Origin of the sequence: Paenibacillus sp. FSL H8-0034 (assembly GCF_038000305.1) — a bacterium.
In the GTDB taxonomy this organism is placed as follows: Bacteria; Bacillota; Bacilli; order Paenibacillales; family NBRC-103111; genus Paenibacillus_S.
In genome coordinates this window covers 7980001-7995505 of sequence record NZ_JBBOBS010000001.1, presented here as the reverse complement: position 1 = coordinate 7995505, position 15505 = coordinate 7980001, and the positions used below count along the sequence as shown (strand labels likewise).

The following is a 15505-nucleotide window of genomic DNA, read 5'->3' as shown; positions in this document are numbered from 1 at the left end:
AAATTCTGGATTTTAGTTAATAAACACTTTGCGGTATAGGCAGACATGAGTTATACTATATGTAACAGGGTTTCATCAAGTGAAACTTAAAATCGGAGGAAATCGTGATGGAGGACGGCAAATTAACAGTGCGTGCGGTTGAGCGCGCTTTGGATATACTGCTTTGTTTTACGGATGAATCTGATCTGAGCTTGACGGAAATTGCCGTCCGCGTATCTCTTCATAAAAGCACGGTGCATCGCTTGCTGGCTTCACTGGAGGGAAGGGGCTTTGTACTGCGTGACTTTGCAACGGATAAATATCGATTGGGTTTTCGAATATGGGAGCTCTCTGCCAACATGGTGCATACTCATGATCCCGCTATGATTCTACTTCCGGAAATGGAACGCTTACGTGATCAGCTGGATGAGACGATCAGTCTTTATGTATGTGACGGCTTGGAGCGGGTTCGCGTGCAGGCGGTAGAAAGCAATCAAGCGATAAGACGAGTGGCTCCGATCGGGGCAAGGCTGCCATTGTATGTCGGTGCATCGAGCAAGATTCTGGTAGCCTTCGCCGAGCCGCAGCTGTTGGAGTCACTGCTGAAGGCTCACAACTTACCAACGGCCCTGGAACGGACTGTATTTCTTCAGCAGCTGGCTGAGGCCAAGGAATTGGGCTACGCAACAAGCGTGGAGGAACGAGAGCTTGGGACCGCCGCGGTAGCTGTACCAATCTATAATCAGGCACAACAGCTGGTAGCTTCATTGGCGGTCAGTGGTCCTTCCAATCGGTTAACGCTGGCAAAGATGAAGGAGCATGCTCCTGTATTGATCGAAGCTGCCCGTCGAATGGGCAAGATGCTCAGATGAATCCCCTCATTAATCCCAACACAGCTTACCGAATTGTCGGAGAAGCTGTGTTTTTTTGCTGAAATACACATCTGCTGTATAACTTATCATGTTTATCCAGTCTGACCATAAATACAAATAAGCCTCATAGACCATTGAACATGGTGTATGAGGCTTGAGCAATATGCTGCATGCTGCTGTACAGCTTATGGCTCCATAGGCAAAGGCTTTTGCTTATCCAGCTTGACGGTCAGCGTAATGGTTCCACCCTTTTTATTGATAATTGATGTGTTTCTTTGCTGTGTGCGTAGTCCAACAGATTGGGCACCGCCAACCTCTAGAGTCAAGGGAAACAATTCCTGTTTATATAAATTCGATTTACCATCAATATTCACTAAAAGGTCGACCATTTCCGTTTTATCCTGACTTGCCAGATTGATAGTGAGATACCTGTAATCCAGAGGAGTGACGGCGGTTTCGATCTCTCCGTCTTTTTTGACATTTTTGGCTAATGTGCCTATTTCATTGTTAGGGCCTTGCAGCTTGAAATAATCGCGTACCTTGACTGTTGTTGGATTGGAGCTGCTGCCCCCGGTCGTTCCGCCGTAACCGCCTGAGCCGTTGCCTATAGAACCTGTCAAACCACCTCCACCAGCATTGTTTCCTTGGTCTCCGGTATTGGCTTGCTCAAGGCTGATGTTGGAATAATCCGGCAGCCAGTAATTTTTCTTGAGAAAGTTGTAAATACGGTTTAGGATCGTTACAGCTTCCGCGCGCGTGACTTTATCCAGTGGACGAAAATATCCATCTGCTGTTGCTGTCATGATCCCGGAAGCTTGCAGACTGGCCAAGCTGCTAGATTGTGCATTGGAAAATCCATCGGTTCCAAAACTGCAGTCGACCGCGTCTGTTCCCATAAATAAAGAGGGTAAAACGCCATTGCTGGTTGTGATCTGGACATTCGCGTTATCCAATCGACCGTCTGCTTTTGCAGCTGCATCATAATCGTCTTTATTTTTGAAAAACTTCACAGGCACATCTTTGAGGCTGGCAGTAACGGAACACACATCGTTAGAGCTTAATCGCCGATCAATCAAACGCGTATCGAAAAACGAATACAGCATGTTGGATAGCTCTAATCGGCTTAGTTCTGTATCTGGCTGGAAGGTCAGTTGTCCATCCGGAGCAACCCCGTATACGCCCCACTGGAACGAGTAGTTGAAAATTTCTGAAATAGGCTGATATGCCCAATGCTGTGTAGTTACATCGGCAAATCCGTTAATTTTTTGCTGTCCTGTTGCCGTTAAATTAGGACGATACGTATTAAACAGATTGTAAATCATTTTTGTCCATTCTGCTTTAGTTATTGCATTGTCTGGTCGAAAAGTTCCATCCGTATAACCTGTCAGCACCTGTTTTTCCGCCATTACATAAATGGAGCTAACCGCCCAAGCCTTCTGCTGCATATCGATATCGCTGAACGAAACTTGGGCTTTGGCTGACGGGCCGGGCACAATTAAGGCAATGGCCAGCAGCCATGCAGCCGATTTCATCTTTTTAACGTACTTGTTTATCATGTTCCAATCCTCCAATCTCTCCCATTATATCGGTAAAACTTAGAGGAAAGTTGATATTTGTATTGCAAGATTGTGAGCGGGGAACTTTTTTCAATGATTGTTAAAAAAAATATGCTCTCAAGCCGATATAAGTATCATAGTCTATTGGGGAAATTCTGCTTTCAGGTCAATAATGCTAGAGGGGTTAGAATTAGGGTGGTGATGGTAGGACAAGTTCGGGGGAAGTTGGAGCCAAATTACGATTTATAAATAAGGAGCGATTGCATTGAAATACTTGAAACACATGAAGAAATTAATAAACTTTACGCTTATGTTTGCATTGCTGGTGTCGATTCTTCCGTTACCTGCGGCTCAGGCAGCATCCAGTTTTTTTATTCCTGACGACGCGTCACTGGCGGTAACAGGTAATATGGATATCGTAACCTCGCCAGCCGCTCTGAATCGTACGACAGCAAAAGTTACGAATGCAGCCACACTTTCCATCACAGGTTCATTTCAGCAAATGACTGGCAGTACCTTGGTCTTAACTGTCGATCAGATCGTTTCAATAAATAATACACCTTGGTCGGCACAATCCGGCAGAACTTTCAATACGTCTGTGGGGGCTACCAATAATCGGTTTCAGATTAGCGGTGTTCAGTTGTTTCCCGGCTATAACCGATTGACCTTTACTGGATCACAGGGCGGTGCAACGAAAACCGATGTGTTTTATGTGCTGTACGATACGGCACCATTGATTAATACTATGCAAATTACATCGAACAACCAGAATTATGATTTGAATGAGAGTACAGGCTTGGTTCTGACGAATAGTGTGGCTTACATTCAAGGGAATGCAAGTAATGCCACGAAAGTAACCGTTAATGGACAAAGTGCCTCTGTGCTAAGCAATGGGCTTTATTACGCTCCTGCGATTACCTTGACGCCCGGGCTAAATAAATTCGATATCACATTGTCCAACAACACGGATTCTGTTAGTGTAAAGCGTCAGGTTTATTACTACGACCCGACTCAACCGTTCACTGCAGTTAGTATCACTGAAGGATCAGAAACGAAGGATATTCTGGGCACAATTCCGACATTAACGGACCCAGCTGGCACAGCATCACTTACGATGGAAGTGCTGTATCCTTTTCAAGCTGAACCATATAACGATGCAAATACAGCCATTACCATAAACGGTCAAGCTGTAACGATAGATGGTGGTGCTGCTGCCGAAACGGTAATTACCAATACGTATGGCGACCCTGCTTATAAATTGGTCAAGTTTACGACTACTACCTTTAACCTGCCCGCAACAATTACCGATCCAAGCTCCACACAGCCGGTTATTGTGTCTCTATCGTATCCTACATTAGCAGCAGCTCCGATTGCTATTGGTAAAGCTTTTAGCTTCAAGCATGTATCTGGAACAGTAATCAGAGGTGTTGAGCTGCTGTCGCCTGAATACACAGGTGGTGCTGTTGACGACAGTACTTCAGCGGTTCCTTTCAATGGTTCAAGTGTAACCGGATCGGAATTTTATATCATGGTAAATCCATCACAACCTTTGACTGCAGCGGGGACTGCTAATGAATTAAAGGTTGCCATTCAGCCTCTTGGAACTGTATCACTGGGATTGACATTGGAAGCAGTTGTTCCAACCGGTACGGTTAACGCAGGCAAGCAGATATATAAAATAACTGGTTTGCCTGAAGGTACCCAGACGTTGGCGTTCTCCGCTGGAGCAGCTCCGGTCTCCTATACAGGTAAAATTACTTTCGTAGCCAAGCTGTATGTCGATCTGGATAATATCTACAACGACCAGGTGTTCAACATTAATTCTTCATCAGCATCGGTTCAAAGCATCACGTTAAAGGGTAAAATCATTGGTTTCGGTACAAGTATGCTGGCTAAGCAATTAATTATTAATAATACGAGTGTTCCATTTCCAAATATTTCTGCAGTGCAGCCAGATGGTTCATACAATATAGACCCGACTCAATTAGTCATTGGAGATTCGGATCTTGCCACTCCTGGCGTACAGCCTGGACCACTCTTCACAGGGCGGAACGTACTCAAAATTATTGTCGATTACAGTGATAGCGCACTTCCTACACCGGGTGTTTTACGTAAGTACACGAAGGAAGTTACATTCTATGTCGTGGATGAGAACACACCTAACATCAACATCGTTCGTCCGCTAACGCCTCCGAACGGGCCGCGTGGAGATATCAGCAGTACAGATCCAACCATTTATTTACCAGCTTCACCAGAACTAATTTTAAGTAATAACACGTATACGACAACATTGGCTAAATTCGACTTTTTCATTGAAGGTGCAGGAGCGAATCTTGTCACTGTCAGAGAAGGTCAGAATCTGATGTATACCGGTACTCCTACACCAGGTTCTACTGCTGGTAATGCTTATTACAGCTCAGTTAACTATGATGGGACAACTAGCGGGTTTAAAATTCGTATGAATGATGTTCCCCTATCTGCCGGAACCCATGTGTATACGATTGAATTCACGAATACCGCTGGTGCCAAGGTAAACCAGACGCTCACCGTTATAAGTCAAAGTGTTCCATATCGCTTGCTTGCACCTATTGCCAATACGGGTGAAGCGATCATTGTAAATAAGAATTTTATTACTTTCGATGTGGAAGCGGTTGGGGCTTCTGATGTAAAGATTAATGGAAATTCTGCAAAGCCTCGTACAGACGTTGCGAATCGTTTTGTTTACACGTTAACGGGTTTAAAGGGTGACACTGATAATAAAATCAATCTGGTCGTACAGAATGGTACTAACCAAGCCAAGGAAACGATTACTGTACGCTATGTAACGAGTAATGGTGTGGGCGCCATGTTCATGGAACCGCTTGGCACAAAGCATGATGTATTCAACAAAAATCTGCAATTAACTTTCCCTAAGACAAACGTTCTGCGCCGCGTCATTGATGGAAAGATTGAGCCGACAGGTAATATTTTGTTCGGGATTGCCGATCCTCAGAATGGTAATACCGATCTTGTGAATGATTATAATCAAAAATTGGGAACAGATATTGATTACCGGACACCGCAAACATCACAAACTGTCATCCCTATCGATAGCTCGTTGTCCACGCAGTTCTCAAATGATTTGGGTCGTGATCATTTTACAAGAGTATCAGATTATTTCTGGATTTCCGCAGGTCTTGGTGAGCAATCCAAGGTAGGAGCTTCTGATTATAAATATGTTACAGGTGGATTAGCTCCTTATTCCACAGAAGGAACCTACACGCGTTATAACAATTACGCCAATCGTAAAATTTTACCAACTGACCGTGGAACGTTAACCCTTAAATACAATGATGCTGTCGTGGATCAATCGGCTACGGAAGTAACGGTATTTTATTTGGGAGACGATGGAATTTGGAGAAATATTGGCGGAGAAGTCAATGTTAAAGCAAAAACCATTGAGGTTCCATTTGATAACTTCGGATACTATATGGTTGGTAAGCTGAAATATGGTTATGAGGATGTATCCAATCATGAATGGGCAAGGAACATTTTGCAAACACTGCTGGCTAAAGGGTACATGCCTGCACTTCGCAGCAACGATTTTGGGGCTTCCGATTACGTAACACGTGGTGAATTTGCCGCACTGCTTGTTCGTTCCTTAGGTATGAGATTGAATTATGATGATAAAAAGACGTTTTTCGACATTATCCCAGGAAGCCGTTCGGCCACTTGGAATTATGAAGAAATCGAAACAGCTGCAAGGGCTGGTATTGTACAAGGCTTGAATGATCTCGTATTTGCACCGGATTTACAATTAACACGCCAAGATGCTGCGGTGATGATCTCACGCGCGTTGAATGTGAAGCTGGCCGTTAATGATGACAAGCTTAAAGCGAAAGTTGAAAAAGCTTTTGCTGACAGTGACTCTATCAATAATTACGCTCGCTCGGCAGTTGATGCATTAAACTCTGCAGGAATTATGGTCGGCAGCAATGTCGTATCACCAATCCCTTCCAAGAATAAACCGCTTGTTAACTTCTATCCTTTAGCCAATATGACAAGGGCTGAAGCAGGACAAGTTGCTGTACGATTGCTGCAAAAATATTTGAAGGCTCTGCCAGCTAACCTGTAGGTTGTAGGTAGGTGAAAAGAGGAGGCTGTTTCCTTAAGCAGATTGTGTGCTTACGGAACAGCCTCCTCTTTGTGTTCTTCACTATCGGTATGATAACCCACAAATAAAGAGGCCATCCCTGAAGTTTATGGACCTCAGAAATAGCCTCTCATACATTATGCTATTGCCTCAACTTATTCGGCGATCATTTGACGAAGTACTGTTTGGAGAATACCGCCATTGCGATAGTAATCGATGTCTACCGAGCTGTCCAAACGTACAATGACTTCAAAGCTGAAGCTGGTTCCGTCCAGTCGAGTAGCAGTGACGGTTACATCCTGACCCGGCTGCACATTGTTATCCAAGCCTGTAATATCAAAGGTTTCAGTACCTGTAATACCAAGTGCACTCCAGCCGTGTCCTGATTTGAATTGCAGAGGAAGCACGCCCATACCTACGAGGTTCGAGCGGTGAATACGCTCAAAGCTTTCAGCTATAACGGCCTTAACACCCAGTAGGAATGTACCCTTTGCGGCCCAGTCACGGGAGCTGCCCGTACCGTATTCTTTACCTGCAATAACGACAAGATTCGTGTCTTGATCCTGATACTTCATGGAAGCATCATAAATCGATTCGACTTCACCTGTTGGAAGATAGGTAGTTACGCCGCCTTCAGTTCCTGGTGCTACCTGATTACGAATACGAATATTAGCGAACGTTCCGCGCATCATCACTTCATGGTGACCGCGGCGGGATCCGTAAGAGTTGAAATCTTCTTTTCTAACGCCATGCTCCATCAAGAACTTGCCAGCAGGACTGTCGGCCTTAATGTTACCAGCAGGAGAGATATGGTCGGTTGTTACCGAATCGCCAAGCAGTGCCAATGTTTTTGCACCATGGATATCAGCCATATCGGCTACACCATCGCCTAAACGCTCGAAGAATGGAGGATTTGCGATATAAGTCGATTTTTCGTCCCACTCGTACAGATCACCCTCAGGAACCTCGATCGCATTCCAACGCTCATTAGCACGGAACACATTTGAGTACTTCTCACGATAAATGCTTGGGCTCATGGCTGTAGCAATAGCCTCTTGAATCTCTGCATTGGATGGCCAAATATCTTTTAAATAAACAGGTTGATTAGCTTGGTCATAGCCAATTGGATCGTTAGCCAGATCAATGTTAACAGTACCAGCCAGAGCATAAGCGACAACTAACGGCGGGGAAGCCAAATAGTTAGCTTTGACTTGAGCATGCACACGGCCTTCAAAGTTACGGTTACCGGATAATACGGCAGCCACAGTCATGTCGTTATCAGTGATCGCTTGACTCACTTCATCCGGCAAAGGACCGGAGTTTCCGATACAGGTGGCACAGCCGTAGCCTGCAACGTAGAAGCCCAAAGCTTCAAGGGATTCCAGCAAACCTGCATTTTTCAAATAGTCAGTTACAACCAGCGATCCTGGAGTCAAGCTGCTTTTTACGTAAGCAGGTTTTCTTAAGCCGCGGGCAACTGCCTTTTTGGCTACTAAACCGGCACCGATCATAACGCTTGGGTTGGAAGTGTTGGTGCAGCTGGTAATCGCGGCGATAACAACAGCGCCTGTACCCATTTTGCTAACATCGCCATTGGCATGCTGTACATCAATAACTTCTTCGATTTTGGCGTCACTTAAGCCGTAACCGCCTTTTTCGATCGGTGTGCGAACAATATCATGGAAAGCCTGCTTCATGGAAGTTAGTTCAACACGATCCTGTGGACGTTTTGGACCTGCCAAGCTTGGTACGACTGCTGACATATCGAGCTCAATAACGTCACTGAATACAGGGTCAGGTGTATCATCAGTACGGAACATGCCTTGTGCTTTATAGTAAGCCTCAACCAGAGCGATTTGATCATCCTCACGGCCAGTTCCTTTTAAATAATTAAGTGACTCGGAGTCAACAGGGAAAAATCCTACTGTAGCACCATACTCGGGAGCCATATTGGCAACTGTTGCACGGTCAGCCAGACTGATATTGCTAAGACCAGGACCATAGAATTCAACAAATTTACCGACAACACCTTTTTTACGAAGCATTTGTGTAACAGTCAGGGCCAAATCGGTAGCCGTGGAACCTTCTGGAAGATTGCCAGTCAGCTTGAAGCCAATAACTTCAGGTGTGACAAAATACAAAGGTTGTCCAAGCATACCGGCCTCAGCTTCGATACCGCCAACTCCCCAGCCTACGATACCAAGACCGTTGATCATCGTTGTATGGGAATCCGTACCTACCAGTGAATCCGGATATACTTCAGTCTCGCCGTCAATTAGCTTGGTAGCAGCTACGGAAGCCAAATACTCTAGGTTAACCTGATGCACGATACCTGTAGCTGGCGGAACAGCACGGAAATTGTCAAATGCGGTTTGAGCCCAACGAAGGAAACGATAACGCTCTTCATTACGCTCGAATTCGATATTCATATTGGTTTCCAAAGCGTCGGCAGTACCAAAAGCATCAACCATAACCGAGTGGTCAATAACCAAATCAACAGGTACAAGCGGATTAATTTGCTTAGGATTTCCACCAGCAAGCTTTACCGTATCTCTCATAGCGGCCAAGTCAACTACAACCGGAACCCCTGTGAAATCCTGCAAAACAATACGAGCGGGAATAAAAGGAATTTCCTTCTCTTCTCTGCCTTCCGTCCAGGTTGCGATTTGTTTGACGTGCTCAGATGTGATAGCTCTGCCATCAAATTGACGAACCGCTGCTTCGAGAAGCACCTTAATGGAAAAAGGCAGTGCGGAAATATTGCCGTGACCTTGTTCTTGAAGTCCAGGCAAACTGTAATATTGGTAGGTTTTACCATTAACTTCGAGCGGTGTGCGTACTGAGTAATGATCTTTTCTAGCCATGTGTGAATGTCCTCCTTTGAATGATAAGTCTGTAATTCAGAATGAGCTATTGTCCAAAACAACTTTTGTTTCACAGAATGAAACAAGATTTCATAATTGTTATAAGTTAAGTATACATGCTGCGGAAGGCTACGTAAAGGTTAAATTGAATCATTATCAGACGTATTCCTTCATATATTGGAATCATTAAGGTATGTGCATAAGCTTGTCCTGACTGTGATACAAATTGGATGAAAATCGGTCATTTGATATCAATGGAGGTAGACCGCATGTCATGGAAAATGATGCTCTACGAATATGTTCATCATAAAAATCAAATGAATCTGGATTATTCGATTGAACCCTTACTGCCATTCGTCACGGATGTTCCATTCCTGCAGGCACAAATCAGGCGTCTGGCCAGGACCTCGCAAAACGATCAGGATCGACATTATTCCCCAGTAAAAAATGAGACAAGACTTACCATCACACAAACCACTGAGCAGCCCGCCTATGTGACAGCATCCATCAGACTCAGGCAGTCCATGGTCGGAATCATAGGAGTCACTGAGCATGAAGAGAGGCGGCTGGAAAGTGAGCAGCTTACCTTCGAAGAGCAAGAAGGAAAATGGGTCATTACAAACATTCAATCCACAGGCAATGAGCTGCTTCAGCCTACCCAGCGTGTAGCTATGTCCCCTTCTGCAGCCTCAGTCCCCCAAACCGTTGACCAGGGACTGCTGAAGCTTTCCTCTATGCCGTTTTTAAATTATGAGGTGCTTCCTTATTTGGAGCCGGCTCTTAGGAAAAATTACTACGATCGCCATAAAGCAGTTCAATATGCCGACCGATGGTGGGATCAAGCTAATCCGGCCTATCTGGAGTTTGAAGTCGACTGCAGCAATTATATATCCCAATGCCTCTTTGCAGGTGAAGCTCCTATGCACTATACTGGAAAAAGAGATTCTGGCTGGTGGTATAAAGGCCGCAATAACAGTCAGGAGCTGTGGAGCTTCAGTTGGGCTGTAGCACAGAGTCTACAAGGATATATGACATCAAATGATCATGGACTGCGGGCAAAAGAAGTCCATAAGGCCGAAAACCTTGAGTTGGGAGATGTCATTAGCTACGATTGGAATGGTGACGGGCGTTATCGCCACAGCACGATTGTAACTGCTAAGGATGCCAATGGGATGCCCTTGGTCAATGCACATACGACAAACAGCAAGCATCGATACTGGAGCTATAAAGATTCGTATGCCTGGACAGAACAGACGCGGTATCGGTTTTTGCATGTGATCGACCAAGACTGATGGTTAAACATGCTCTTAGCTTACGGGATTCAGTAGGTTACTATTCACATCTTACAATTCATTTTCGGAGGTTATTATGAACGACAAAATTCGCATTGGCTTAATTTACGGTGGAAAGTCTGGAGAACATGAAGTTTCGCTTCAAACTGCACTTGCCGTTACTGCAGCCATTGACATGAGTAAATATGAAATTATACCATTTTACATAACCAAACAGGGCGAATGGCGCTCAGGCTTGCAGCTGCAAGGACCCCCCAAGCATATTGCAGAGCTGCAATTTGAACCGGCTGCCAGCTCTGAAGAAGCTTTTTCCATTCAGCCTATTTTCAATTCCCTGCAGCCCTCAGGATCAATTGCAACCGATGGAGCTGCGACCAACCAACAGATTGATGTGGTTCTACCTTTATTGCATGGGACATTTGGAGAAGACGGTACGATCCAGGGTCTGCTGGAAATGGCCAATATTGCATACGTAGGTGCAGGTGTTCTGGCTTCATCGGTTGGTATGGACAAGGTCATGATGAAAAGAGTATTTGAGCAGGAAGGCTTGCCTCAATGCATATTCCGCCACTTTACAAGAACACAATGGGAGAAGGACAATGCTTACTTCATTATGGAGATTGAAGTGGCCATCGGCTATCCTTGCTTTGTTAAGCCTGCTAATCTCGGGTCCAGTGTCGGAATCAGCAAAGCCAAAAATCGTGAGGAGCTTATCGAAGCCATTCATAGTGCCTTTCTATATGACCGTAAAGTTATTGTAGAAGAGAATGTGAATGCCCGAGAGGTGGAAGTTGCAATTTTGGGGAACGATGATCCTGAAGCATCTGTGGTGGGAGAGGTGGTTTCCACAAGAGAGTTTTACGATTACAAGGCCAAGTATGTAGACGGGACCTCCTCGATGATTATACCTGCGGAAATTCCTGATGAGCTGTCTGAACGAATTAGAGAGCTTGCTATTCGCGCTTATCAGGCAGTGGACGGTTCTGGATTGTCCCGAATTGACTTTTTCATACGTAAAGAAGACAATCAGCTATTCATTAATGAAATTAATACGATGCCCGGATTTACGCCTTTCAGCATGTATCCTCTACTCTGGAAGGAAACCGGCAAGCCTTACGCTCAATTGTTGGATGAACTGATTGGACTTGCATTGAAGCGCCATCAAGACAAGCAGCGGCTGCAGTATTCATTTGAGGTATAATTGGATGAGAAGTCTTTTACAATAATTATTTTGAAAGGGGAGTTCATATGGGGTTCCAGACTGAGTTCAATTCTGTATGCAAGTTCAAATCCGAGCAGGAGCTCTACGAGTTATTGGAGTACGGCCGAAGCAAAATGGTTAAAAGCGGATTTCGTGTGTACCCGACAGGCCAAATGGTTATTGCGTACAGCCTCGATAACAAAGCGGTTGCCATAGTCAAAATTTTGGTGTCAATCGCCGAAATTAATTTTCAAGGCGAAGAGATTACCCAGGTTGAAATGGAGCTGGTTCGCCGATTAACGGAAGAAGAGGCACGCATCCAGACCGCTTTGGCTGATGAAATGTATTTTAGCCAGGTGTCCAACTAATAGCTAGATTAACCTCGAGCATCTTGCGCAGCAGCGGCAAGGTGTTCTTTTTATTGTTGTCATAATTTTTATAGACCCTGTGATTGTAGGGCATCCTATGAACATATCTGAAAATTGGAGCTGATATGCCACTATGATCGTACGTCTTGGTTATGTTGCGATGTCCATGCAGGTATCTAACGCGTCTCCATCCAAAACAATGACAGCCGCCAGCTTTGATAAATTGAATAATCGGGCCGCAGCGGTCCGCAAGCTGGAGCGTATAGCCATAGAAAATATACATAATACGCTGCGTCTTCTTAAGCACAACCGGGCACACGATATCGAATTATATCGATGCTCCTCCAAACTGATCCCTCTGCGTGGTCATGAGATGCTGAATGATTGGAACCCGATGGAGGTGCTTACGGAAGCATTTGCGGAGCTCGGAGGCTATGCTATTAAAAATGCGATGAGACTCAGCTTTCACCCCGATCATTTCACCGTCCTGAGCACTCCGCGTGCAGATGTGCTCGCAAACTCGCTTGCTGATCTGGACTCCCACGTTGCTATGCTGGAGGCGATGGGTCTTGATGAGTCAGCTAAATGCAACATCCATGTTGGCGGTATGTATGGAGACAAACAAGCTGCTTCACAGCGATTTATCGAACGCTTCAAGGCGTTGCCGGAGCGGATTCGCAATCGAATGACATTGGAAAATGACGATAAAACCTTCACAGCCTCCGAAACACTGGAAGTATGTGAAATTACGAATACACCGATGGTACTCGATATACATCATCATGAAGTCAATCATGAGGAGGAATTAGCAGATTGTACAGTCCTGTGGCCGCGTATTTTGCAGACATGGAAAGGACAAACGGAGCAGGGAACACAATTGGAGCTTCCCCCCAAAATTCATGTATCCAGTCCCAAAAGTGAAAAAGATGCGAGGAGTCATGCCGACTTTATTGATCCCGGACCCCTGCTTACATTTCTAAGGTCAATTGCCCCGCTAACGCCAAGGGTTGATGTGATGATTGAGGCCAAAAAGAAAGATGATGCCTTATTCCAGCTGATGAAGGAAATCACTGAGGAATCTGATCTGGAGGTTTTAAGTCAGGCTTCCTTTAAGCTTTGAGATCAGGTTGTAAACGTATTAGATAATTCATATGAAAAACTTCGTTATTGCTTGAATATTTTGTCCAAATGAAGTACCTTGAGAAAGGAGTGATAATGAACGTATTTTAATGTTGAGAGGGGAATTTATTAGTATGAGTGGACTTTTATCCGGTAAAAATATACTTGTTATGGGTGTTGCGAACGACCGCAGCATTGCGTGGGCAATTGCCCAATCTTTATCTGCACAAGGGGCGACACTTGCTTTTACGTTTGAGAATGAACGTGTAGAGGAACGGGTACGCAAGTTGGCGAATACACTTCCCAATACAACGGTTTTGCCTTGTAATGTAACGGTTGATGCAGAAATCGACACATTGGCTGCTATCGTCAAGGAACAGTTTGGTGTGCTGCATGGTTTGGTACATAGTATTGCATTTGCCAAAACAGAAGAGCTCGAAGGCTTGTTTGTAGATACTTCACGTGAAGGCTATGCGCTGGCTCAGGATATTAGTGCCTACTCCTTGGTAGCTGTAGCTCAAAGGATGTATCCGTTGATGACCGAAGGTGGCAGTATCATGACAATGACTTATCTTGGTGCCGAACGTGCAATGAAAAATTACAATGTTATGGGTGTTGCCAAGGCTGCCCTAGAAGCAAGTGTTCGTTACCTGGCTAGTGATCTTGGACAGTTTAATGTACGTGTTAATGCCATTTCTGCAGGTCCTATTCGTACATTGGCAGCCAAAGGCATTAAGGATTTTAACTCCATTCTGCGCAGTGTTGAGGAAAAAGCGCCGATGCGCCGTACTACCGAAGTTGCAGAAGTGGGCGATACTGCGATGTTCTTGATGAGCCATTTGTCCCGCGGCATAACTGGAGAAGTCATATATGTAGACAATGGATACCATATCGTAGGGGTATAATTTAGATTACAAGTAAATAGTATAGTTAAACCAGTAAAGCTGTTGAGGAATCAACAGCTTTTTTTATTGCTCTTTCGTACAAGCGATTGAAGAGTGAGCATCATAAGATAACATTAGAAATCTACTAATAGATTGTCTTATCGGTATGGAGTGTGACAATTCAGAAGTATGTTGAAACTTTGTGGCAATTAAAGCGTATATTCACTATACTAACTAGTAGTTGTACCACTACTATAAAACTTTTTTGGAAAAAGGGCTGATTGGAATGTCTAATGAAGGAAATAACTCCTTCTCGGTTGGAAGTAAAAGCTTTACCGCTGTAGCCATTAATACGGCCTCCAAGGCAGGCGAATGGGTTCAAAGCAAATTGGGAGATTTCAACAGCTTGAATACCAAATACTCTTCTCATGATCTAGTAACTGAAGTAGATAAAGGTGCGGAAAAAATGATCCGCAATTTGATTCAAACCCATTTTCCGCATCATTCGATTCTTGGGGAAGAAGGAGTTGAGCCAGGGCCAGCCGCTTCGGTCCAAGCATTGAAGGATGTTAGCGATGCTGAATATTTGTGGATTGTTGATCCTTTGGACGGTACGACTAACTTTGTTCATGGCTTTCCGTTTTTCAGTGTCTCTATAGCGCTGGCGCACAAAGGGGAGGTCATCGTGGGTGTGGTTTATAATCCTATTCATAATGAACTGTTCGTGGCTGAAAAAGGGAAAGGTGCCTATTTAAGAGGCAAAAGGATGCAGGTATCGCAGGAAAGCAAGCTCATCGAGAGTCTTGTTGCGACCGGATTACCAGCAGATCGCGAGGGTGCATTGCCTGTTAACCTGCGTGGCTTGAATGCATTGTCTCCTAAGGTTAGAAATATCCGTGTTGCTGGATCTGCAGCTTTGCATATGGCATATGTAGCTGCTGGCCGCTTGAGTGGCTTTTGGGAGATAGGCCTGAATTCGTGGGATATGGCAGCTGGGGCTTTGCTCATACAAGAGTCCGGTGGATCGATAACGGATACGGAAGGTAATCCCTATACATTACATGTACGGAATGTGCTTGCGTCGAACGGATTGATCCATGACCAGCTTCAACATGAGTTGACTACAGCCAACGCAATTTCTATTAAAAAGTAGTATTAGACTTTATACAACCTCCTCTTAGTCCATATTTAGTGGGCAGTGGAGGTTATTTTTTTCTTTCTGGTATCCGTATGTATTT

Annotated in this window: 10 protein-coding genes; 8 read left to right on the top strand and 2 right to left on the bottom strand. The window is 44.6% G+C overall.

Annotation, left to right across the window (positions count from 1 at the left end; translation table 11 throughout):
* Positions 1-107: 107 nt before the first annotated feature.
* Positions 108-851, top strand: coding sequence for an IclR family transcriptional regulator (locus tag NST47_RS35680; protein WP_341159338.1), 744 nt, complete (start codon positions 108-110; stop codon positions 849-851).
* A gap of 185 nt (positions 852-1036) precedes the next feature.
* Here the strand turns inward: NST47_RS35680 and NST47_RS35675 are convergent, their stop codons facing one another.
* Entirely contained in the window at positions 1037-2407 is a 1371-nt protein-coding gene (locus tag NST47_RS35675) for an S-layer homology domain-containing protein (RefSeq protein ID WP_341159337.1), read from the bottom strand.
* A 283-nt stretch (positions 2408-2690) separates the two neighbouring features.
* On the opposite strand from NST47_RS35675, the gene NST47_RS35670 reads away from it, so the two are divergent.
* Positions 2691-6521, top strand: a complete 3831-nt coding sequence (locus NST47_RS35670) for an S-layer homology domain-containing protein (protein WP_341159336.1) — start codon at positions 2691-2693, stop codon at positions 6519-6521.
* 173 nt (positions 6522-6694) lie between these two features.
* Here the strand turns inward: NST47_RS35670 and acnA are convergent, their stop codons facing one another.
* Positions 6695-9403, bottom strand: coding sequence for an aconitate hydratase AcnA (gene acnA / locus NST47_RS35665; protein ID WP_341159335.1), 2709 nt, complete (start codon positions 9401-9403; stop codon positions 6695-6697).
* A 269-nt stretch (positions 9404-9672) separates the two neighbouring features.
* Here acnA and NST47_RS35660 point away from each other — a divergent pair, with 269 nt between their 5' ends.
* The 6 genes from NST47_RS35660 (at position 9673) to NST47_RS35635 (ending at position 15420) form a co-directional block, all read left to right on the top strand.
* Positions 9673-10695 carry an amidase domain-containing protein gene (locus NST47_RS35660; protein WP_341159334.1) on the top strand — a complete coding sequence of 341 codons (1023 nt, stop codon included), beginning with the start codon at positions 9673-9675 and terminating at the stop codon, positions 10693-10695.
* A gap of 76 nt (positions 10696-10771) precedes the next feature.
* Positions 10772-11896: a D-alanine--D-alanine ligase gene (locus NST47_RS35655; protein WP_341159333.1), complete on the top strand. Its 1125-nt coding sequence runs from the start codon at positions 10772-10774 to the stop codon at positions 11894-11896.
* Positions 11897-11943: 47 nt separating this feature from the next.
* Complete coding sequence (locus NST47_RS35650) at positions 11944-12264, top strand: hypothetical protein (protein WP_240417913.1); 321 nt, start codon at positions 11944-11946, stop codon at positions 12262-12264.
* Between the two features lie 133 nt (positions 12265-12397).
* Positions 12398-13384: a UV DNA damage repair endonuclease UvsE gene (gene uvsE, locus NST47_RS35645; protein WP_341159332.1), complete on the top strand. Its 987-nt coding sequence runs from the start codon at positions 12398-12400 to the stop codon at positions 13382-13384.
* Between the two features lie 133 nt (positions 13385-13517).
* On the top strand, positions 13518-14288 hold the full coding sequence (gene fabI / locus NST47_RS35640) for an enoyl-ACP reductase FabI (RefSeq protein ID WP_240417911.1): 771 nt from the start codon (positions 13518-13520) through the stop codon (positions 14286-14288).
* Between the two features lie 265 nt (positions 14289-14553).
* Positions 14554-15420 (top strand): inositol monophosphatase family protein, encoded by an 867-nt coding sequence (locus NST47_RS35635; protein WP_341159331.1) that lies wholly within the window; start codon positions 14554-14556, stop codon positions 15418-15420.
* Positions 15421-15505: the final 85 nt, after the last annotated feature.